At 63.8% G+C, this 20,596-nt stretch carries 17 protein-coding genes and 2 tRNA genes; 12 read left to right on the top strand and 7 right to left on the bottom strand.

What is annotated here, in order from left to right; translation table 11 throughout:
* The first annotated feature begins 1 nt into the window (after nucleotide 1).
* The 5 genes from BJL86_RS06385 (at nucleotide 2) to BJL86_RS06365 (ending at nucleotide 6,007) form a co-directional block, all read left to right on the top strand.
* Nucleotides 2–1,291 (top strand): PucR family transcriptional regulator, encoded by a 1,290-nt coding sequence (locus BJL86_RS06385; RefSeq protein ID WP_231887279.1) that lies wholly within the window; start codon nucleotides 2–4, stop codon nucleotides 1,289–1,291.
* Nucleotides 1,292–1,453: 162 nt separating this feature from the next.
* Nucleotides 1,454–2,428 (top strand): ACP S-malonyltransferase, encoded by a 975-nt coding sequence (locus BJL86_RS06380; RefSeq protein ID WP_075844883.1) that lies wholly within the window; start codon nucleotides 1,454–1,456, stop codon nucleotides 2,426–2,428.
* Nucleotides 2,429–2,535: 107 nt separating this feature from the next.
* Nucleotides 2,536–2,784 carry a meromycolate extension acyl carrier protein AcpM gene (gene acpM / locus BJL86_RS06375; RefSeq protein ID WP_067477122.1) on the top strand — a complete coding sequence of 83 codons (249 nt, stop codon included), beginning with the start codon at nucleotides 2,536–2,538 and terminating at the stop codon, nucleotides 2,782–2,784.
* A 430-nt stretch (nucleotides 2,785–3,214) separates the two neighbouring features.
* Nucleotides 3,215–4,672 carry an acyl-CoA carboxylase subunit beta gene (locus tag BJL86_RS06370; protein ID WP_067477125.1) on the top strand — a complete coding sequence of 486 codons (1,458 nt, stop codon included), beginning with the start codon at nucleotides 3,215–3,217 and terminating at the stop codon, nucleotides 4,670–4,672.
* Between the two features lie 369 nt (nucleotides 4,673–5,041).
* On the top strand, nucleotides 5,042–6,007 hold the full coding sequence (locus tag BJL86_RS06365) for a glycerophosphodiester phosphodiesterase family protein (protein WP_156515413.1): 966 nt from the start codon (nucleotides 5,042–5,044) through the stop codon (nucleotides 6,005–6,007).
* Between the two features lie 43 nt (nucleotides 6,008–6,050).
* Here the strand turns inward: BJL86_RS06365 and BJL86_RS06360 are convergent, their stop codons facing one another.
* Nucleotides 6,051–6,560, bottom strand: coding sequence for a DUF3145 family protein (locus BJL86_RS06360; RefSeq protein ID WP_067477131.1), 510 nt, complete (start codon nucleotides 6,558–6,560; stop codon nucleotides 6,051–6,053).
* 263 nt (nucleotides 6,561–6,823) lie between these two features.
* Nucleotides 6,824–7,690: a serine hydrolase domain-containing protein gene (locus BJL86_RS06355; RefSeq protein WP_067477134.1), complete on the bottom strand. Its 867-nt coding sequence runs from the start codon at nucleotides 7,688–7,690 to the stop codon at nucleotides 6,824–6,826.
* A gap of 137 nt (nucleotides 7,691–7,827) precedes the next feature.
* Here BJL86_RS06355 and BJL86_RS06350 point away from each other — a divergent pair, with 137 nt between their 5' ends.
* Together BJL86_RS06350 and BJL86_RS06345 are read left to right on the top strand one after the other, a co-directional pair.
* Nucleotides 7,828–8,592, top strand: coding sequence for an MBL fold metallo-hydrolase (locus tag BJL86_RS06350; RefSeq protein WP_232229015.1), 765 nt, complete (start codon nucleotides 7,828–7,830; stop codon nucleotides 8,590–8,592).
* 35 nt (nucleotides 8,593–8,627) lie between these two features.
* Nucleotides 8,628–8,704 (top strand) — tRNA-Ile (locus BJL86_RS06345).
* Nucleotides 8,705–8,936: 232 nt separating this feature from the next.
* Here BJL86_RS06345 and BJL86_RS06340 read toward each other — a convergent pair.
* Nucleotides 8,937–9,707, bottom strand: a complete 771-nt coding sequence (locus BJL86_RS06340; RefSeq protein WP_067477150.1) for a thioesterase family protein — start codon at nucleotides 9,705–9,707, stop codon at nucleotides 8,937–8,939.
* A 152-nt stretch (nucleotides 9,708–9,859) separates the two neighbouring features.
* On the opposite strand from BJL86_RS06340, the gene BJL86_RS06335 reads away from it, so the two are divergent.
* Nucleotides 9,860–10,147, top strand: a complete 288-nt coding sequence (locus tag BJL86_RS06335) for an antibiotic biosynthesis monooxygenase family protein (protein WP_067477140.1) — start codon at nucleotides 9,860–9,862, stop codon at nucleotides 10,145–10,147.
* A gap of 6 nt (nucleotides 10,148–10,153) precedes the next feature.
* On the opposite strand, the gene BJL86_RS06330 is transcribed toward BJL86_RS06335, so the two are convergent.
* The gene (locus tag BJL86_RS06330; protein ID WP_197487644.1) at nucleotides 10,154–11,257 is read right to left on the bottom strand and encodes an NAD(P)-binding domain-containing protein; all 1,104 of its coding nucleotides are present in this window, start codon (nucleotides 11,255–11,257) and stop codon (nucleotides 10,154–10,156) included.
* Nucleotides 11,258–11,393: 136 nt separating this feature from the next.
* On the opposite strand from BJL86_RS06330, the gene BJL86_RS06325 reads away from it, so the two are divergent.
* The 3 genes from BJL86_RS06325 to BJL86_RS06315 all read left to right on the top strand — a co-directional run bounded on the left by BJL86_RS06325 (nucleotide 11,394) and on the right by BJL86_RS06315 (nucleotide 14,956).
* Nucleotides 11,394–12,680 (top strand): glutaminase, encoded by a 1,287-nt coding sequence (locus tag BJL86_RS06325; RefSeq protein ID WP_075844882.1) that lies wholly within the window; start codon nucleotides 11,394–11,396, stop codon nucleotides 12,678–12,680.
* 48 nt (nucleotides 12,681–12,728) lie between these two features.
* A complete protein-coding gene (locus BJL86_RS06320; RefSeq protein ID WP_067477145.1) occupies nucleotides 12,729–13,619 on the top strand; it encodes an adenylate/guanylate cyclase domain-containing protein in 891 nt (296 codons plus the stop codon).
* A gap of 170 nt (nucleotides 13,620–13,789) precedes the next feature.
* The gene (locus BJL86_RS06315; protein ID WP_067473417.1) at nucleotides 13,790–14,956 is read left to right on the top strand and encodes an IS1249 family transposase; all 1,167 of its coding nucleotides are present in this window, start codon (nucleotides 13,790–13,792) and stop codon (nucleotides 14,954–14,956) included.
* A gap of 122 nt (nucleotides 14,957–15,078) precedes the next feature.
* On the opposite strand, the gene BJL86_RS06310 is transcribed toward BJL86_RS06315, so the two are convergent.
* Both BJL86_RS06310 and dnaG read right to left on the bottom strand, forming a co-directional pair.
* Nucleotides 15,079–15,151 (bottom strand) — tRNA-Asn (locus BJL86_RS06310).
* Between the two features lie 101 nt (nucleotides 15,152–15,252).
* Complete coding sequence (gene dnaG / locus BJL86_RS06305) at nucleotides 15,253–17,199, bottom strand: DNA primase (protein WP_067471944.1); 1,947 nt, start codon at nucleotides 17,197–17,199, stop codon at nucleotides 15,253–15,255.
* Nucleotides 17,200–17,236: 37 nt separating this feature from the next.
* Here dnaG and BJL86_RS17095 point away from each other — a divergent pair, with 37 nt between their 5' ends.
* Complete coding sequence (locus tag BJL86_RS17095; RefSeq protein ID WP_197487521.1) at nucleotides 17,237–19,405, top strand: TPM domain-containing protein; 2,169 nt, start codon at nucleotides 17,237–17,239, stop codon at nucleotides 19,403–19,405.
* Nucleotides 19,406–19,446: 41 nt separating this feature from the next.
* Here the strand turns inward: BJL86_RS17095 and BJL86_RS06295 are convergent, their stop codons facing one another.
* Entirely contained in the window at nucleotides 19,447–20,445 is a 999-nt protein-coding gene (locus tag BJL86_RS06295; RefSeq protein ID WP_082908334.1) for a quinone oxidoreductase family protein, read from the bottom strand.
* Nucleotides 20,446–20,596 lie beyond the last annotated feature (151 nt).

Here is a 20,596-nt window from a genome sequence, read left to right as displayed (position 1 = left end):
GTTGGACTCGATCGACCCGGCCGACAACTCGGCCGCGAATGAGAACTCGGCCGCGCGCGCTAGCGGCTCATCGAAAACCGAGACGAAGTCCGTTCGTCGAAGGAAATCCGATGAGTCGCCGCGTACGCGGCCGATCTCCGACGCGCTTCTTCGGCGCTTCACACGATATTCCGGCCGCCTATCCACTGAAGCGGTGCACTGGCTCGAAACCCAGCTGACCTTCTTCCAAGTACTGCCGGCGGACCAGAAGGCACAGATTCATCTAATCATCCAGAGCGCAATCCGGGACTTCGCCGCCTGGACGAAGAATCCCGACGCGGAACTGTCCGATACGATCGCGGCCTTCAAGCTTCTGCCCGGCGAATCCGGCAGCTCCCTTTCGCTCCAGGAAACGGTCCAACTCGTTCGATCGACGCTCGACTACTTCGAGTTGGTCCTTCCCCGTGTTTCACATAACGAGGGACAAAGAAATGCCACGATCACGGCGCTGCTTCGATACGGTCGCGAACTCGGGTTCACCGCCGCCGCCGTATATGCAGCGGCAGCGGAGAACCGCGGCTCCTGGGACACACGCATGGAAGCCATGCTTGTCGATGCGATCATTCGCGGAGACGATATGGCTGACCTCAACTCTGGTTCGGCGGCCCTGAACTGGGATACGACCCAGCCGCTGACCGTCATTGTCGGGTTGCCGAAGGCCAACCTCGGCATCACCGCCGTCAACGACATCCACCTGGCCGCAACGGCCGACGACCGGCAAGCTCTTGCCGTGGTGCAGGGCGCCCGCTTCGTCGTGGTCTTGTCCGGGTCGCTTCCTGCGGCCACAATGATTCCGCAGCGCATTCTCGAGACCTTTGCCGATGGCCCGGTTGTCCTCGGCCCGACAGTAAACAATCTCTCTCAAGCCCCCCAGAGCGCGGCCGAAGCGATCAAGAGCTTCGAAGCGGTCGCCGCGTGGCCAAATGCTCCGCGCCCTGTTTCTGCCGTAGACCTATTGCCCGAAAGAATTCTGGCCGGAGACGAAACGGCAAGACGCACTCTTGTCGATACGGTAGTAGGTCCTCTTCGCGCGGCCGATGCGTCTGTCGAAGAGACGCTCCACGCATATATCGAGCATGGTGGCCAGGTTGAGGCATGCGCACGCGAGTTGTTCGTTCACCCCAACACAGTCCGCTATCGCCTTAGACGTGTTGCCCAAATCACACAGTACGACCCCCTCCGGCCCCGCGACTCCTTTGTCCTGCGGATTGCCCTGACTCTGGGGCGCCTGGCGCCCCACTCGTCACACTGATTTACATAAATCTCATTCTTGTAGTTCGTGTAACGAAAATTCTTTGATAACAGATAGGGCACGACATACCAGCAGTATTGTGGGATCCCTACAAATTTTGAGTGCGCATTCTGGTTAGCAAAACATCAGCATCGACTATGGATCGGGTGTTTGCTTTAACACGTGCTTTCATTCAACGCCCCCGGACAAGGCTCGCAGAAGCCTGGGATGCTCGCCGACTGGCTAGAGCGTCCCGGAGCTCGCGCCCGCCTTGAGCAATGGTCCGCCGCCAGCGGTCTCGACCTCGTCACGCTCGGTACAACCGCGTCGAAGGACGAGATCCGCGACACTGCCGTGACGCAGCCTCTCGTGGTTGCCGCAGCGCTTCTCGCGGCAGCGGAACTTCGAGATCGCGGCCTCTTGCCCGAAGCAGAAGTTTCGCCAGCAGACGATCGCCACCGCGACACCGTGGTCGCCGGACATTCCATTGGCGAACTCGCCGCTCTCGCAATGGCCGGCGTCATCTCCGATGACGACGCCGTGCTGCTTGCCGCCATCCGTGGTTCGGCGATGGCCAAGGCGTGCGCCGATCACGACACCTCGATGGTCGCCGTGCTCGGGGGCCGTGAGAACGAGGTGCGCACAGCAATTGCCGACGCAGGCCTCTACCCCGCGAACATCAATGCCTCCGGCCAGATCGTCGCCGCTGGCGACGCTGCGGCGTGCGCCGCACTGTCGGAGAATCCCCCAACGCGCGCGAAGGTAAGGCAGCTCGAGGTGGCAGGCGCTTTCCATACGCCGTTCATGCAATCCGCCGTCGAGGAGTTCGCAACGGCAGCAGCGGCAGTAACGGTGTCCGATCCGGAATGCACCCTGTTGTCCAACGTCGACGGACAGGCTGTGAGTTCCGGCCACGAGGCCCTCGACCGGGTCGTCTCGCAGGTGACCTCCCCCGTGCGATGGGACCTGTGCTCGCAAACGCAGACAGAGCTCGGCGTGTCGGCGTTCATCGAACTCCCTCCCTCCGGTGCACTCGCCGGCATCGCAAAACGCCAGATGCGCGGCGTCGACCGGCTCGCGATGCAGGGCCCGGACGACCTGGATTCCGCGAACAGTCTCGCGATGTCCGCGTCGGCTAGTCTGTACCACTGCGCTTGACGCACGGCGCTGTGGAGACTTCGCCCCAGCGCCATTCATACTTGAGCCCGCCCCATCGGGCGGTCCGAGACCAGCAAGATTAAAGCCCCCAAACGAAAGGTTTACCCATGGCACGCACCAAGGAAGAAATCATCTCCGGCCTCGCCGAGGTAGTCGAAGAGGTTACCGGGATCGAGCCCTCGGAAGTCACCGAGGAGAAGTCGTTCGTAGATGATCTCGATATCGATTCGCTGTCCATGGTGGAAATCGCCGTGCAGCTCGAAGACCGCTACGGCGTGGAGATTCCCGACGAGGATCTCGGTAAACTGCGTACGGTCGGCGACGCCGTCTCGTACGTCGAGAAGATCGAGGCCTAGCCTTCCTGCCCCGTCGGTCGGCAACCGCCGGCCGGCGTGCGGCATTAGCCGCACCGCGATACCATTGATACGCACTACCACTTCGTTCACAAATATCCGTGGGCCTCACCCCACGCTCCGTTGCCTCTAGGACCACCTGGCAGCCGGTGTGAGCGAATAGCGCCTTCCGCCCCTGCGTCCAGCGCAGCCGCATTCAGGTAGTCGGAGAGATCGCCCCTCACCGCGAACTCCTCGAACGCGTAACAGCATGTAGTCCGTCGTCCGATACGCCAGTGAGCGCAGCAAGCACGAACTTTCGGATCGTTACGACGGAACTGGCTGCTTCCACCCCAAGCGGCACTTTCCTCCGCATATTGATCGCGTCAAGCGCGAGGTCGAGCACGTGGCACAGCCACTCGACAAATGAAGAGCCTTTAAGGAAACGCCAGCTATGACTGCATTCGCTACACCTGACATCTCCACTATCGAAGACGTGGATCCGCGCAATCCGTACGTACGTCTCGCCACGCTTCTGGACGAGGGCACCTTGTCCCCACTTCAGGCAGCCGACGCCCCCGATACCTACGACCGCGCCGGTGTTGTCGCAGCACGCGGAACTATCAACGGTTCTCCCGTCGTCGCCTTCTGCACCGATGCCACGATAATGGGCGGGGCGATGGGCCACGTTGGCTGCGCACATATCGTTTCCGCGATCGACACCGCTTTGGAAGAAGGCGTGCCGTGCATCGGGCTGTGGCACTCCGGTGGCGCTCGGCTCGCCGAGGGCGTCGAGGCGCTACACGGTGTCGGGCTCGTGTTCCACGCAATGGTTCGCGCATCCGGGAAGATTCCGCAGATCTCCGTCGTACTGGGCGCAGCAGCCGGCGGAGCCGCGTACGGCCCCGCGCTCACGGACGTGGTCATCATGGCCCCCGAGGGCAAAGTGTTCGTCACCGGGCCCGATGTGGTGCGCCAGGTCACCGGCGAGCAGGTCACCCAGATCGAGCTCGGAGGACCGACCGCCCACCACCGCAAGTCGGGCGTGTGCCACATCGCCAGCGATTCGGAATCCGAGGCTTACGAGAGGGCGCGTGAGCTCTCGACGCTACTCAGCCAGCAGGGAGTCTTTGACTCGGAGGCTCTCCGTGACGAGCACGCTGACATCGGCGCTCTCTTCCCGGAGTCCCCGCGGCGGGCCTACGATGTCCATCCCATCGTTGATCACGTCGTCGATGCCCGCGAGGACGGATCCTCTAGTTTTGTTGAGCTGCAGAGCAAATGGGCTCCGTCGATCGTTGTCGGCTTTGGGCGCCTCGCAGGTCGAACCGTGGGACTCATCGCGAACAACCCTCTTCGCCTGGGCGGATGCCTCAACTCCGAATCTGCGGAGAAGGCGGCCCGTTTCGTGCGCATGGCCGACGCGTTCGGCATCCCGCTCGTCGTCCTTGTCGACGTACCGGGGTATCTCCCGGGCGTGGCCCAGGAGTGGGACGGAGTCGTACGCCGCGGCGCCAAGCTGCTTCACGCATTCTCGGAAGCGAAGGTCGCCAGGGTCACCCTCGTCACGCGCAAGATCTACGGCGGCGCTTATATCGCCATGAACTCGATGGCGCTCGGCGCGTCGGCAGTGTACGCATGGCCGAACGCTGAGGTAGCCGTCATGGGCGCCAAGGCCGCCGTAGGCGTCTTGCACAAGCGTGCGCTAGCAGCGGCGCCGGAGTCCGAGCGCGAGGCGCTCCACGAGCGATTGGCCGAGGAGCACGCCAAGATTTCCGGCGGCGTCGGCCGTGCGATGGATATCGGCGTCGTCGACGAGGTCATTCAGCCGGCCGAGACGCGCTATCGTATCGCGTCCACGCTGGCACTCGCACCGCACCAGCGCGGCGAACACAACAACATTCCGCTCTAGTCGTACAGGCTCGCGCACCTCGCGCCCATTTCCCCACTCCGGGGAAGTGGGCGCGAAGTCGTTCGCGGCGCTTTTCCATTCGTCTATCGGCTGGCAACCCGCCGTAAACTCACGTCTCCTACGGTGGCGGGCATCAATGGGCCGAATAGTCTTCGGGCTCCAATAACGTCGTCGAAAGAGAACGCAGTGCTTGCTCTGAGGACCGCCCGCGCAGCTGCGGTTAGTGTCACGCTGATGGCAGGGATCGTCCCTGCTGTTTCCGCGTCCCCTTCCCCGTCCCCGTCCCTCAACACGGCAAGCCATTCAGTGTCGTTATCGACAGTTTCCGCTAGCCTCGGTTCACTGGGCTCTGGAAGCAAGGACGAATCGATGAATCATCTGCCCGACGGTTTCGACCTCCAGGCCCATCGCGGTGGTATCGGGCTCCACGTCGAAAGTTCCCCGCATTCCTTCGGCGAGGCCCTGAAGCTAGGCGTCACAACACTCGAGCTCGACACGCAGATCACCAAAGACGGGCAGGTCGTAGTCACACACGACCGCAAGATCAATAAGGCCGTCTGCCAGGACACCGAGCCTCTCACCGACGGCGACCCCCAATTTCCCTACACCGAGCATTTCGTCAAGGACCTCACCCTCGCGCAGATTCGGACGCTCGACTGCGGCTCCTTGCGCAAGCCCGAATATCCGGACCAGCAGCTTCATCCCGGCACCCTGATGATGACGCTTGCAGAGGTATTCGATCTCGTGCGAGAAAGCGGAAACGGGGATGTGCGTTTCAATATCGAAACGAAAGTAGAGGCCGCGGCGCCGGAAGAGACCGCGCCCCGCGAGCAATTCGTGCGACGAGTCCATGAGGAGATCACCGCGTCAGGGTTCAGCGACCGAGTCGAGATTCAGAGCTTCGATTGGGGCGCGCTCCGGCTCATGAACGAGATCGACCCCTCGATCCCCCTCGTTGCGCTGACGAATGGGGACTTCCTCGAGGTCGGGAGGCCAGGAAGGTCTCCGTGGCTCGGTGGACTCGATGTCGACGATTTCGGCGGAGACGGCGTCGCCGCGGCGGCATCGCTAGCGGGCGTCAAAGCCTATTCCCCGGTGGATACCGCGCCGCAGACCTGCGATGTCTCAAAAACTGGGTGCGAACCTTATACAACGCCCGAGCTAGTCAGCCGGGCGCACGAGCTGGGTCTGAAGGTGATCCCGTGGACGGTCGACCACATCGCCACGATGGAGTACCTCCTCGACGCCGGTGTCGACGGGATCATCACGAATTATCCCGACGTACTTCGGCAATTGCTTGCCGACCGCGGCATCGCCGTAGCCGGAACCGAGTGAGCCCGGGAGTGTTGTTCGGGGTCACCGACGGCCGCGACGGGCGTTAGCCCACGCGCGAAAGCCAGGTCACTTCCGGGGTGTTGTCGAAACCGCGAAGCGGCTCCAGGGCGCTGTCCCAGGCGGTGCCCAGCTCTTCTTCCATGGCGGCGTGGAACGACTCGGCGCCCTGGCTCATCAGGTGGCGGAGGCGGTCCTCGCCGAGCACAACGTCGCCGGAGGCACCCGTCTGTCCTCGCCACATACCGAGGTCAGGAGTGTACGAAAATCGCTCACCGTCGACCATCTCCGAGGGATCCTCGGTGACCTCGAATGAGATGAGATCCCACTTCTCAAGGGCCTGCGCAAGACGGGCGCCGGTCCCCACCGGGCCGATCCAGTCGATGATCGCCTTCCGGGCACCGGAAAGCGCCGGCTGCTCGGCCCATTGGAGCTCGCCGGATCGTTCGAGAATGGTCCGCAAGGACCACTCCACATGCTGGCACAGAGCCACCGGCGTGGCATGGATGAAAACCACACCCGTCGTCGTGTCTCCGTAAATTTTTAGGTCTGTCATCGAACAACACTCCCGATTCGCTTGAGGAACGTCTTCCCCTACGCCTCAAGAACCAGGTGAGTTCTGATGTCTATATGTAAATTCTGTTGTCTCGTGTTACAGCTGAATCCCAGTGTGCCTCATGTGTCTAACGGCTACAAGGTACAGTTCGGCATTCTCAGTTAACGTACAGCCCTCGGCGCGTCCGGGCGTGGCACCGAGACGGCGTGTCGCCCACACGGATGTAGAGCTGGGAAGTTCAGGTATGACGTCGGACGCAGCAGCTATCCGGTCGCCGTGATCACGGCATCGGACAGATTCGTCCACAGCGGCTTGGCCCAATCCCCGAACGCGCGGTCGGTGAGGACGACGAGCGCCACTCCCCCGTCGCCAGCTTCGGGATCGACCCACAGCAGCGTTCCCGACTGGCCGAAGTGGCCGAAGGTGCGCGCGGAATTCTGCGTGCCGGTCCAGTGAGCGCTCTTGTCGCCTTTGATTTCCGGCCCCAGCCCCCATGGGCATGGCTTGAACATCCCATAGCCGGGCACGAGTCCGTTGATCTCCGGCCAGGCAACCTCGCACGCCTCTGTCCACGTCAGCGGCGAAAGCACCCGCGGCGAAAGCATTTCCGCGGCCAGCGCGCTCAGGTCGTCCACGTTCGATCGGGCGCCGTGCCCCGCCGAGCCGTCGAGTTCCGTCGACGTCATCCCCAACGCGCCGCACAACCCTTCGGCGAGATATGACGGGAAATCTATCCCCGTAGAGTCCGCGATGTGCCCCGCGAGGATCTCGTAGCCGGCGCTCGAATAGATGCGCTTGGTTCCCGGTTCGGCCTTGACCTCCGCGGAATCGAAGGCTACGCCCGAGGCATGGGCAAGTAGGTGCCGCACCGTCGACCCTCGCGGCCCTGCTGCCTCATCGAGTTCGATCGCGCCTTCCTCAATGGCCATGAGGGCGGCACCTGCCGTGAGAAGCTTGGTCACCGAGGCAAGTTCGAACGCCGCGCCGGTATCGCCGTAGGTTGCGAGGACCTTGGGAGCTTCGCCAGAGCCAAGAGGCGCGATCACCGCGGCGGCGGCATTGTCGACCGGCCATGCATCGATGTCGGCCAGGGCTTCGAGCACGCGCGTGCGCTGATTATCGTCGACCATGCCCCCACCTTATCCAGCATGGAAATCGGACCGTGCCGTTGCGCGTTCCGTGCTAGCTTGTGCCACAGATTGCAGCCACTTCGAAGTGAGGAAACCGTCCGATGGGTCTACGCGTCCACCACCTCAACTGTGGAACGATGAACACCTCGGTAGCCCGCATGGTGTGTCACGTGTTACTCATCGAGACCCCGGCTGGTCTCGTGCTCGTCGACTCGGGGATGAGCGGGGCGGACTTCGCCGAGCCTGCGGCCCGCCTCGGCCCCATGCGCCACGTGCTCGGTCTGGCCGCCGACCCGCAGGAGTTCGCGATCAACCAGGTGCGTGCGCTCGGTTTCGATCCGCGGGACGTGCGCCATATCGTGCTCACACACATGGATTTCGACCACGCTGGTGGGATCTCCGATTTCCCGGAAGCCCAGATCCACGTGACCAGCGCCGAGGCCCTCGGCGCGTTGCGCGGGCCGACCCGCCACGAGCGAATTCGCTACAACACCGCCCAGTTCTCCCACGACCCCAAGGTCGTCGAGCACAGCCCGTACGGCGAACGGTGGAACGACTTCGCGGCAGCGAAAGAGCTCACCGAGATCGATCCGGGCATTGTGCTGGTTACCATGCCCGGGCATTCGCGCGGGCATGCGTGCGTGGCGGTGGATGACGGCGGACGCTGGCTCTTGCACTGCGGAGATGCATTCGACCACCGCAATGAGATTCGAGGGCTCCGGCGCCGCGTGCCGTTCGGAATGAAGGCGCAGGCCTACCTCAACGCATTCGACCTGGGGATGTATCTCGACAACCAGGATCGACTACACGAATTGTGGAAGCAGCGTGACCCGAATCTGATGATCTTCAACGCGCACGACGCGACGCTGTTCGACGAGAGCAAAGCGGCACCGGTTTCCTAGAATCGCCGCGGCTGCCGGTACGATATATCGCGCTAGGGCCTATAGCTCAGTTGGTTAGAGCCGCGGACTCATAATCCGCTGGTCGCCGGTTCAAGTCCGGCTGGGCCCACCACGCACTCACCCATGCACCTGCGGTGATGCCGTTCCGCCCGTAGCGTGCCTACGGTGGCCGAATACCCGTGTTCGACCAGTAGTTAGGCCGGAACGTAAAGCGAGTGCGGCAGGATTGCGGACAATATCAGTCCCGAGATAGCCGCCGCGAATGCCGTAGATGCCGCGATGCCATCGAGGGGCCGCGTGCTGTGCGGTCGCTTCGGCACGCGACCTTTGGAGAGCCGCGAGTACTAGCGAGGCCGGACCGTAAGAATCTGCGAACTCGTCCCGACCGGACCGCGCATGTCGTGGAGCACGGTTTCGGTGAGCCCCACGCCCTCGCCGCCGAATGAGACCCGGGTGTCGTAGCCGACCCAATCCCCTTCGGGTTGCCGGAACAGGTGAGCGGTGAGATCGATGTTGGGGTAAAGCACCTCTTGCGGCTCCGCACGTACGGCGATCCCGTTGGCCAGATCGAGCATGCCGGCAAACGCGGCGAGTCCGCTCTGTTCCTCCCCTTCGACAAGCAGAGTGTCCGAGCGTGCCCACACCTGCGCACTTCCGGCTCCATGAAGGGCGCGACGCGCCTCGATGGAAGCGATGAATCCGCCGCCCCAGATCCCCGTCATGTCGAAACCATCCATCTCATCGACCGCGGGCATCGGATCAAAGGCCTGTCCCTTTACTCCAGCGGAGTCCTGCGGCTGCATGAGCCAGGCCCGCAAAGCCACGCCGTCGCGCCCGTCCTGCGAGGCGACGACCTCGACCAGCTCAATGGAACGGCCGGGTCGCAGCACGGTGGTGCGTAATTGAATGGGTTGCATCCGAAGCGTGCCGAGAATGTCATAGGACAGCCGCGCCACCACTAGCCCGTCATCGCGGCGGGCGTCACGATCTCTCTCGACGCGTTGTGCCAGGAGCCCGAGTAGAGGACACACGTGCTGTTCTTCCGGATTCCAGGCGCCGCCCACACGCTCGGTGGGCTCGTACACGTCGTCGTCAATCTGGGTGAAGTAGTGCATGAACATCTCCGAGCCTCGCCAAATCAGGATTTTAGTTAATCGCTAATAGCCGAGTTTAGGGCAACGAGGTCGCCTCCGGACAATATGGCCCAGATCACTTGGAGGTTCGCGTAGCTAGAGAGCAGTATGGAGACGACAAGGAGGTACGAGAAGTGACCGTGGTCAAGATCAATCGGCTCTCCGTTCCCGAGGGAGACTCCGCCGAGCTCGAGAAGCGATTCGCCCAACGCAAGCATTCCGTCGACGAGGCTCCGGGGTTCGAGGGATTCGAGCTGCTCCGCCCGACCGGTGAGACGAAGGACTACTTCGTCATCACCAAGTGGGCATCCGAAGAGGACTTTCAGGCCTGGGCCGGGCAGCGCACCCCGCGCGAACCCGGAACGACGGTGTCGAAGTCCGAGGGAATATTGGAGTTCGAAGTCGTCGAGCTTTCGGACTAGCCGGCGCTACCTGTCGCCCAGGAACTCGCGCGCCATGGTGACCGCCTGCCGCCCGGCACGGTTCGCACCGACTGTCGATGCGCTCGGGCCGTAGCCCACGAGATAGACGCGCGGCTCCCCCGCCACCATCGGCGGCTCCATCTCGATTCCGCCACCGGGCGCGCGGAGGTTCAGTCCGCGAAGATGACCGAGCTCCCAGCGAAAGCCGGTCGCCCAGATGATGGCGTCGACCGCCTCGAGGCTACCGTCGGGCATGCGGACACCGGTCGGTTCGATCGAGCTGAACATCGGCCTGCGTTCCAGAATCCCCGCGCGCTGTGCCCGTCGGAGTTCGGGCGTCCACCGGAGTTCGGTGGAGGAGACCACACTCTCCGGCCGCATCCCCATGCGTACCGTTTCTTCGACCCGGCTGATCACCATCCTGCCGATCTCCGGGGTGAACTCGCCTTCCCGGAATACCGGCTCACGCCGGGTGAACCACAGCGTCTCGCCGACTTCGGCGACCTCGAGAAGGAACGTGAGCGCCGAGATTCCGCCACCGACGATGGCGACGCGCTGCCCGGTAAAGGCCTCGGCCCGGTGGTAGTCGACGGTGTGGAGCTGCTCTCCGGCGAAAGTATCGGCCCCGGGCACCCACGGGACGAAGGGTTTGGTCCAGGTGCCCGTCGCGTTCATGATCACTCGCGCGCGCAGCGCACCACCATCGGTCGCCACACGCAGCCACGAACGCGGATCGTCCGGATCCTCGTAGTCCACCGAGTACACGCGTACCGGCCGCTCGATGCCGATGTCGTACTCGTTCTCGAAACGCGCGAAATAGTCAGGTAGGGCGACGTTGGAGCGCACGTCGCCGGGCACGTCCTCCTGCGGCATACCGGGCAGATCGAATATGCCGTTGACCCTCGACATCGTCAACGAGTCCCACCTGTGTTGCCACGCTCCACCCGGACCAGGATTCGCGTCGACCACGAGAAAGCTGCGCGCGGAGCGCGCGACGGCGCCGTCATCCAGCAGGTGCAGAGGGACGAAACCCGTGCGCCGGAGGTGATAGGACACCGACAACCCGGCTTGCCCCGCCCCGATCACCAACACATCGACCGAGCGCGTCACCTTCGGCCGCACCTGAACGAATGGCCGCGCCGTGCGGTGTTCACCGAAGTCGCGTTCACGTAGATTTGCCTGTGCACCACGAACCCGACTGTATATAAGTTCGCCGGACGATCCGCGAACGGACGAAAGGACGCGAGTGCGCACACCGATCCCCGACTACCTCGACGAGCTCATGCGCGACTGCGCGGGCACCCGCGGCGGGAATGTCGCCGACTATATCCCCGAGCTGTCGAAGGTCGATCCCTCGTTACTCTCCGTTGCCGTGTGCGCGACGAACGGCCATGTCTACAGTGTTGGCGATGACACGGCGAAGTTCACCATCCAATCGATGTCCAAGCCTTTCGTCTATGCCGCCGCGCTCGAGGAGCACGGGCTCAAGCGAGTCCTCGAGGTCGTCGATGTCGAGCCGTCGGGCGAGGCCTTCAACGAATTGTCGCTCGACGATGAGACCGGCCGCCCGCTCAATCCGATGATCAATGCCGGCGCGATCGCGGTGAATCAGCTGATCAACGGGGAAGAGTCCCCGGTCCCCGAGCGTGTGGACTACATCCTCGACTTCTTCTCCCGGTTCGCCGGGCGAGAGCTCACAATAAATCACACGGTGGCCGATTCCGAGCTCGAACACGTGGACCGAAATCTTTCGCTCGCCCATATGCTGCGCTCCTACGACGTCATCCAGGACGATGCGCAGGACGCGGTTCGCGGTTACGTCGAGCAGTGCTCGATCGAGGTGGATGTGCGGGACCTGGCGGTGATGGCCGCGACGCTCGCCAACGGTGGCGTTCAGCCGGTTACCGGAGAGCGGATCATCAGCGCCTCGGTGGCGCGGCAGGTCCAGGCCGTCATGGCGTCCGCAGGCATGTACGACGCGGCGGGACGCTGGATGACGACGGTGGGCATTCCCGCCAAGTCGGGCGTGTCCGGTGGCATGCTCGGAACCCTTCCGGGACAGCTCGGACTCGCGACTTTCTCGCCCCCTCTGGATGGCAAGGGCAATAGCGTCGCCGGGGCACGGATCTTCCGGCGGCTGTCCCAGGACATGGGTCTCCATCTCATGGCGACGGAACCCTATGGCGTGCAGACGGTGCGGTCGATCCGCGAGATCGATACCTTCACCGTCGTGAGAATCCAGGGACATATCAATTTCTCCGCGGCGGAACGTTTTCTCAGTCAGCTGACCTCACACGACATCGACACTCAGTGCGTGGCGATCGATCTGGCCCGGGTCAGCGGATTCAATTCCGTCGGGCGGCGGATCGTTCTCGAGGCGATGCGGCGTCTCGCCGGCGACGGCCGGGACGTGTTCGTGTACGACCCGGACGAGGTGCTCCCGGATCCGGATCTCGGCGACGGTACGTATCCCGAGCGGATGTCGGATGAGAAGATGCTCGAGCTGCAGGAGCTCCACGGCAATGAGTCCTGAGGCGCGATCGGCCGCTTCGCGCGGCGTCGCTGTGGAAAGATCGTTGCCGTGGTAATTCTGTCCATCGTGCTCGGCGTGATCTGCGTCGGCGCGCTCGTCGCGGTCGCCGTGCTCTGGGCGCGGCTGCGCCGCGCGCAGCTGTACATCATCCAGCTGGAGTCCGCGGCGATCGAGCGGCGGCACAGGAAGCGCGCCCCTACCGTCGTCCGGCGGGCTACGAAAGTCGTCAAGGCCGTCGCGGAGTCGACGCAGATCGTGCGCGACCACGGGGTCGGTGGCCTCATCGCCAGCTCTCTCGATGATTTCGACCGGTGGGTATTCGCCGAGCGCGAGGAGATCCGTGAGTTGACGGCGGCTGACGGCACGGTGACAATCATGTTCTCCGACATCGAGGGATCCACGTCGCTCAACGATGAGCTCGGCGACAAGGCCTGGATGAAGATCCTTTCCCGCCACGACGACATCGTCCGTGCCGCCATCGCTCGACATCACGGCCACGTCGTCAAGGACCAGGGCGACGGGTTCATGGTCGTGTTCACCGAGCCGGGCGACGCGTTGAGCGCCGCGATCCGGATGCACCGGAATCTGGCCGGAATGAGGGGCAAACTGATGTCGACGCCGATCGCTATCCGCATCGGCATGCATCGCGGCGCCGTCGTGGCGCGCGACGGTGATTTTTATGGTCTTAATGTCGCGATGGCCGCGCGCATCGCGGCCGAGGCACAAGGCAAGGAGACGCTCGTCTCGGAGGATGTTCGCGACGTGCTCGCCGAGCGCAGTGCGTTCGCCTTCACCGATCCGATCGAGGTGTCACTCAAGGGTGTCTCGCAGCCGCAACTGCTGTGGCGAGCATGGCCGTCGAAAGCCGTCGAAGGCCGGAACCGATCGAAGGATAACCTGCCCGAGGAGATCGAGCGGGCAGAACAATCCCACGAGTAGCCGAATGACGAATCGACCTCGGGGGCTAAGGGACAAAAAGTGTGTCTGAGATCGGTGATTTGTGAGGGATGAGCTGCGCGGATTCGATATTTATAATCCGCTGATCATTATTTCGCGACCTTACGTGACATCTGCAGCCGGTTATGAGTGCCGGGGCGTGTGCTGGCGTAATGGCCCAAAATCACCCCGCATGCCCGATATGTGGTCACACGATGAAACGCAACGGCACAACAGGCGCCGGCACGACCAGATGGCGATGCCGATCGTGTGGATCCTCTTCGACCAAACACCGCCCCGATCGGCGGCTCGATGCTCGTTTCCGCTGGTTCATCGATTACCTCACCGGAACCGGCTCTCTCGACCAGGTTGCGGCCGACCACGGAATTTCCAGGCGCACCCTCAATCGCTATTTCCACACGTTCTGGTACGTCCAAGTCCCGGTCCCCGCCGACCGTTTCCGCGTCTATGACCAGCTATTTATCGACGGAACCTATACCGCAGCCGGGTGCCTGCTGGTGGCCGCGACCCGCACACACGTTGTGGCCTGGCACTGGGCCCGCCGTGAAAATATCCAGGCCTACCGCACCTTGCTCGAACATATGGCCCCACCACTGATGGTCGTCATCGACGGCGGCCAAGGCGCTGCCACCGCGATCGCCAAGCAATGGCCTCGCACGATCGTGCAACGCTGCCTGGTCCATGCCCAACGCAACGTCCGCCGCCACACCACCAGCAGGCCACGAACCGACGCCGGTCGAGCGATCTACCAACTTGCCCTGCAACTGACCCGCATCACGACCGTGGAACAGGCCACCGAATGGATCGTCCACCTCAACGACTTCGGACGGATCTACAAACACTGGCTCAACGAAAAGACCCCGCCACCTCCAGGTAAGACCGGCGCGTGGACCTTCACCCACGACCGAACCCGGAAAGCGTATAACAGCCTGCTCTACCTGCACAGACACAAACTGTTATTTCGCTATCTCGACCCGCCACCGGGCGCGATAGCCCCCGAACTCATCACAGCAACCACGAACACTCTCGAGGGCGGCATCAATGCCGGGATCAAAGTCCACGCCTTCGCCCACCGCGGACAAGCCGCCGAACACCAACGCCTGATGTGCGAATGGTGGCTCTATCTCAAAACCGAAGCCCCTGACGACCCGCTACAGATCGCCAGAGGCCAACAGTGGGGCAAGAACGCACTCGCCAAAGCACAAGCCCTCACCCACAACGAGAACCTCGCCGACCACGAAACCGGACGACCAGCCCTCTACGACAACGCTATCGAATGGTCCAACTCCCAAGGCATCCAAAAAGGATGGATCCACTAACGACACGCCCGAGCCAGACACACATTTTGTCCCTTAGCCCGACCTCGGCAGCCCCGCGATAGGGGCGAAAAAACTAGAGCGGCTCCCGGAATTCCGGAAACCGCTCTGGTCGTGGGATCGTGCTCCCCCAACTGGACTCGAACCAGTAACCCTTCGATTAACAGTCGAATGCTCTGCCAATTGAGCTATGGGGGATTATCGCTTACGAGCCGACCCGTAGGGCACGCTCGCACCGAGCACAGACTTTACCTGGATCGAGCCATCGCAACCAAATCCGCAGTTCAGCGTAGTTATTCCTATGCCATGTCCTGTGTGGCGCCGCTTGCCCGCTCCAGCAGCCCACGACGGTAGGACTCGAGCGCGATGAGATCTCCGAACGCGGCCGCATACTCGTCGGGCTCGGTCTGTGGATTCATCCTCTGCACCGCACCCCGGAGGACGGCAATCTGCTGCGATACCCAGGTCTCCTGTACCCGTGCGATGACGCCCTCGACGAACATCGGAAGCCGGTCCTGCGAGGCCGGGATCTCTTCGGTCGCCAGCTCCCCGACGAGCGAACGCAGCCCCTGCGCCGCGGCCGACGGAGACATCGCACTGACGATCGCGTCGATCCATTCCACGCCGGCCTTCCCTTGGGCAGTGCCGCCGGCGTTCGCCATCGCCTCGGCCAGCGCCCGATACGCCGGGTGCCGAAAAGTTTCCGCGGGAAGCGAATCGAACAGCGGCCCGGCGAGCGCAGGTTCCTGCACGGCGGCCTTGAGAGCCTCGCGTTGCGGCCACAGGCTGGGGTCGCGTCGGTCCGGCAAAAGCATGCGGGGCGCGGGATTTTCCTCGGGAACGCTCCCTCCGCCATCATCCGAAACCGCGCGCATCCTGCGCTGAGGCCTCGCACCCTGGGCGGATTTGGGTTTGCGTGATTCCTCGCGCACGCGGCGCAGGACCTGGCCCGGATCGTCCCAACCCACCCAGCCGGCAAGCTGACGGGCGTAGTCATCCCGCAGCGCGGCGTCCTGGATCCGGCCGACGACCGGCACCGTCTCGCGCAGCGCATCGACGCGCCCCTCGGCGGTGTCGAGGTCGTGGTTTTCGAGCATGGTGCGGATCGCGAACTCGAACATAGGCACGCGCGAGGCGATGAGGTCGCGCAGCGCCGCATCGCCAGAATTCTGGCGAAGATCGTTCGGGTCCATACCTCCCGGAGCGATCGCGACGAAGGACTTTCCGGCGAACTGCTGGTCCCCGGCAAAAGCGCGCATCGCGGCCTTCTTGCCGGCCTCGTCACCGTCGAAGGTGTAAATGATCTGGCCGCGGAAGTGGCTATCGTCGAGCAGCAACCGCCGCAACAGAGTCATGTGTTCGGGCCCGAAGGCCGTACCGCACGTCGCTACAGCCGTCTTGATACCCGCGGCGTGCATCGCCATGACATCCGTATAGCCTTCGACGATGACCGCCTGGCGCTGCTTCGCGATCTCCTTTCGCGCGAGGTCGATACCGAAGAGGACCTGCGATTTCTTGTACACCAGTGAATCGCTGGTGTTCATGTACTTGCCCATTTGGTCGTCGTCGAACAGTTTGCGTGCGCCGAAGCCGACGACCTCGCCCGCACTATTTCGGATGGGCCACAGGATGCGCCTGTGGAACCAGTCGATGTAGGTTCCGCGCGAGGATTTCCGCGACAGTTTTGCCGCTTCGAGATCCTCGTGGCTGAAACCCTGACGGCGCAGGGCCTGGGTCATCGTGTCCCAGCCCGAGGGCGCGTAGCCACAGCCGAACGCCTCGGCTGCGGACCGGTCGAAGCCCTTTCGCGCGAGGAAGTCGCGTGCGACCTGGGCTTCTTCCGAACCGAGTTGCTCGGCGTAGAACTTCTGTGCCGCGGCGTTGGCGGCGATGATGCGGGCCCGTGCGCCGCGATCGGGCCCGGAGGAGCCGGAATCTGAGCCCTCATAGTTGATCTGGTAGCCGATCCGGTCGGCGAGCTGCTCGACTGCCTCGACGAAGGTGATGTGTTCCATCTTCATCAGGAACGAGTAGACGTCGCCGCCCTCGCCGGTGGAAAAGCAGTGGTAGTAGCCGTGTTGTGGGCGCACGTGGAACGACGGGGTCTTCTCGTCCTTGAACGGGGAGAGCCCCTTGAGGGAGTCCACTCCCCCGGGTTTGAGTGCGACATATTCGCCGACGACCTCTTCGATGCGTGCCCGCTCGCGGATCGCGGCTATGTCCTTGTCCGGAATCCGCCTAGCCACAACCACCAAGGGTAACGGTCTCGCTAGAGTTTTTGGTATGGCTACCTCCGTCGCTCGTCCCGGCTCCACGACATCTACCCCCGCGCTCCTGGCGCACAGCCATGTTCACGCGGTCGTCGTCCGGGGCATCGGCGTAGTCGCGATGGTCCTTTCTTGTCTTTTCTGGATGACGGCGCAGCTCGCAGCCCCCGCGAACGCCGAAGCGCCCATGCGAGTGGACGAGCAGATTTCCGACTCCGCAGGTGTCCTCGGCGCCGATACCGACCGTGTTCGTTCCGCCCTGGACCAATTACAGACGGACCGAGGCATCTCGCTGTGGGTTACGTACGTGAGTACCTTCGACGGGCTCGGCGCCGAGCAGTGGACGGAGCAGACCTACCAGCAGTCGGGCCTCGGAACGACCGACGCGCTGCTCGCCGTCGGGATCGAGGATGGTGAATACCGCCTCAAGTACGACGGGCCGAGCTACTCCGAGTCGGAGATCCAAGACGTAGCCACCGAGAGTGTCGTCCCCGCCCTCCGCGAGGACGACTGGGCCGGATCTGCGGTTGGCGCCGCCGACGGACTCCGCGGCGAGTCCTCCTCCGGTTCAGGCACGTCTTCGAGCGGGCTCGCCCTTTTCGGTTTCATCATCGTATTGATCGTGATTCTCCTGGTCGCCATTCCATGGTGGCTGTCTCGCCGCCGCAAGAAGCGCGAGGCGCAGCGAGCCGAACGGGCGATGTCGATCGACCCCGCGGATTCGCGCAGTCTCGCGCAGCTCGATAACTCGACCCTGGATGCTCGATCGCGTGCGGCTCTCGCCTCCGCGGACCAGTCGCTGCGTTCGTCCCGGGCGGCGCTCGAGGCGGCGCGAGACGAGTTCGGCGACATCCGCGCTCGCGAGTTCCAGTCGGCGATCGATCGCGCCGAGACACTGGTGAGTAACGGCCATCAGCTAGTCACTGAGCTCGACGACACCATTCCCGAAACTCCGGCCCAACAAAAGCAGATGCTCTTGCAGCTCGCCGAGGTCTCAGCGCAGGCTGAGGAGTCCCTCGATGAGCAGCGCGAGAGGTTCGACGAGATGCGCAGGATGTTGGTCAACGGCGATACCACCGTGGACACCCTGCGTCGGCGTACTGTCACCGCGCGCTCTCGCCTCGACTCGGCCCGCTCCACGCTTACGGCGCTCGGGCAGCGTTATCCCGCCGAGAAACTCGCCTCGATCGAGGACAACCCGGAGCTTGCGCAAGCACTGATCGAAAGCGCGGAGAGCGAGCTCGACCAGGCGCGGACCGCGCTGCAGGATCCGACGGGCAATCAGGGCGCGGCGGTCGACCAGATCATGCACGCGGCGGAGGCCGTGGAGAAGGCGGAGACGTTCCTCGACGCGGTGGAGAACGCCTCCACCGATATCGCCAGCGCCACCGCCGAACTTCCTGCCCTCATCGAGGAGGTGCGCGAGGAACTGGTCGAGGCGCGCACGCAGGTCGACGACGCCGCTCTGGATCCGCGTCTTGCGGCCGACCTTCGCAAGGCAATGACGCTCGCCCAGGACAAGCTCGACAACGCGACCGGTTCGGGCGCAGACGATCCGCTCGGAAGCTACCGCGAGCTGGCCGAAGCCGACGTCGCTCTCGACCAGGCGATGGCGGACGCGGGCCGCGAGATCGCCGATAACGACCGCATTCGCCGCGCCGTTGAGGCCTCGCTGTCTTCTGCGCGCAGCGCAGTCCGTGAGGCGCAGCAGTTCATTCACGCGCGCGAAGCCGTGGTCGGGCAAAGCGCCAGAAGCAAGCTGTCGAGCGCCGAACGCGCACTCAAGGACGCCGAGCAGGCAGAAGGGTACGTCGCCGCCGATGCGGCAACCGCCGCGAGCACGCTCGCCCGCCAAGCGCTGACGAGCGCCCAGCAGGACGTCCAGAACCGCGACTCGTTCGCCTCCCTCGGCGGAGGCTACGGGGGCGGTTTCCGCGGCGGGTACGGAGGCGGCATGGGGACCGGTGGCTTCGGCGGCTATCGGCGCCGCGGGTACGGACGCAGCCGGTCGGTAGGTGACGAGCTTGCCGGAGCGCTCGTGCGGGGTGTGCTCTTCGGCGTCGGATCCAGCTTCGGCTCCGGCGGAGGCCGCAGCCGCGGGTTCGGAGGAGGAGGCTTCGGCGGTGGCCGCGGCGGCTTTGGCGGCGGTGGCGGTGGCGGCGGGTCCGTGGGAGGGCGATTCTAGCCTCGCCGCACCGCTTCGCCCTGGGCGCGCCGAGCACGCACCTAGGAGCCGGGGACGACCAGGATTTTTCCGACCACTTCGCCGTCATCTAATGCTTTGATTGCTTGATCTGCCGAATCGAGCGGGACCTCGCGATCGATGTGCGGGGTGATCTCCCCGGACGCGACCAAGTCGAGGAGGGTCTTGGTGAGGCCTGGCCGCTTGGTTGCCAGGAGCGGACGGAGATGCTTCTTCGACCATGTGGACATGGCCTGAGAACCGATTGCCCGTCCCAGGGGCCCGACTACCGAGTTGCCGCCCATAGCGACCTCGACGACATCGCCACCGTCTCGGACGAGCCTGCGCAGTTCGCGCAGCGGCACCACGCCGCCGAGATCGACGATGACGTCGTAGTCGTCGGATGCCAACGACTCGGTGCTCGTCGCGGTCCGATCGTCGACGCGTTCGGCGCCGAGCGCGGCGACCGTCTCGATCGCTCTGGGGCTACACAGCGCGTGAACGTGCGCGCCGGCCCACGTCGCCAGGTTGACGGTAAAGGTGCCGACGCCGCCTCCGGCGCCGATGATGAGCACGCTCGCACCTCGATCGGTGTTGACCGATTCCAACGCCTGCCAAGCGGTGCCGCCAGCGAGCGGCAAGGTGGCGGCGATCTTATCGTCGACCCCGCTGGGAATCGTGCTCAGCTTTGACGAGTAGGCGACGACAAACTCGGCAAGGCCGCCACCGGGCAGCTCACCCACGACGCGGTCTCCCACCGAACGACCGAAGACACGTGGCCCCACCGCGACGATCGTCCCGGCGACGTCCTTGCCACGGATTTTCTCTTTCGGTCCGCGCATCCCGGAACCGAGCCGGACAAGCTTCGGATCCCCTCGCATGATGCGGATGTCGGCGCCGTTGAGCGATGTGGCGCCGATCTTGATAAGCACTTCTCCCTCGCCCGGCTGCGGAACCGGCACCTCGGCGCGCGTGAGAGATTCGGGACCACCGTAAGCGTTCTGGCGCCAGGCGGTCATGGTCTTTGGGATCGAGTTCGACATAGTGTCCTCCGAGAGTGCGAAGGCGTCCCACAGAGAAGGTACGGGACGAGACAGGGCAGACCGGAGGGTTACCGGAGACGACGCCCAATGAACGATGTGTTCGGCCCCGAATTCTAACTGGGAAAACGTCGCGCTGTCCACGCGAAAATAA

Source organism: Dietzia timorensis (genome assembly GCF_001659785.1).
Taxonomy (GTDB): Bacteria; Actinomycetota; Actinomycetes; order Mycobacteriales; family Mycobacteriaceae; genus Dietzia; species Dietzia timorensis.
The sequence above is the reverse complement of the archived record's forward strand: the minus strand, read 5'-3'. Positions and strand labels throughout refer to the sequence as shown.

Bases quoted from the DNA above. Each gene is read 5' to 3' on its own strand.
- acpM (WP_067477122.1), top strand. From the start codon at position 2,536: ATGGCACGCACCAAGGAAGAAATCATCTCCGGCCTCGCCGAGGTAGTC.
- BJL86_RS06370 (WP_067477125.1), top strand. From the start codon at position 3,215: ATGACTGCATTCGCTACACCTGACATCTCCACTATCGAAGACGTGGAT.
- BJL86_RS06365 (WP_156515413.1), top strand. From the start codon at position 5,042: ATGAATCATCTGCCCGACGGTTTCGACCTCCAGGCCCATCGCGGTGGT.
- BJL86_RS06360 (WP_067477131.1), bottom strand. From the start codon at position 6,560: ATGACAGACCTAAAAATTTACGGAGACACGACGACGGGTGTGGTTTTC.
- BJL86_RS06355 (WP_067477134.1), bottom strand. From the start codon at position 7,690: ATGGTCGACGATAATCAGCGCACGCGCGTGCTCGAAGCCCTGGCCGAC.
- BJL86_RS06350 (WP_232229015.1), top strand. From the start codon at position 7,828: ATGAACACCTCGGTAGCCCGCATGGTGTGTCACGTGTTACTCATCGAG.
- BJL86_RS06340 (WP_067477150.1), bottom strand. From the start codon at position 9,707: ATGCACTACTTCACCCAGATTGACGACGACGTGTACGAGCCCACCGAG.
- BJL86_RS06315 (WP_067473417.1), top strand. From the start codon at position 13,790: ATGGCCCAAAATCACCCCGCATGCCCGATATGTGGTCACACGATGAAA.
- BJL86_RS17095 (WP_197487521.1), top strand. From the start codon at position 17,237: ATGGCTACCTCCGTCGCTCGTCCCGGCTCCACGACATCTACCCCCGCG.
- BJL86_RS06295 (WP_082908334.1), bottom strand. From the start codon at position 20,445: ATGTCGAACTCGATCCCAAAGACCATGACCGCCTGGCGCCAGAACGCT.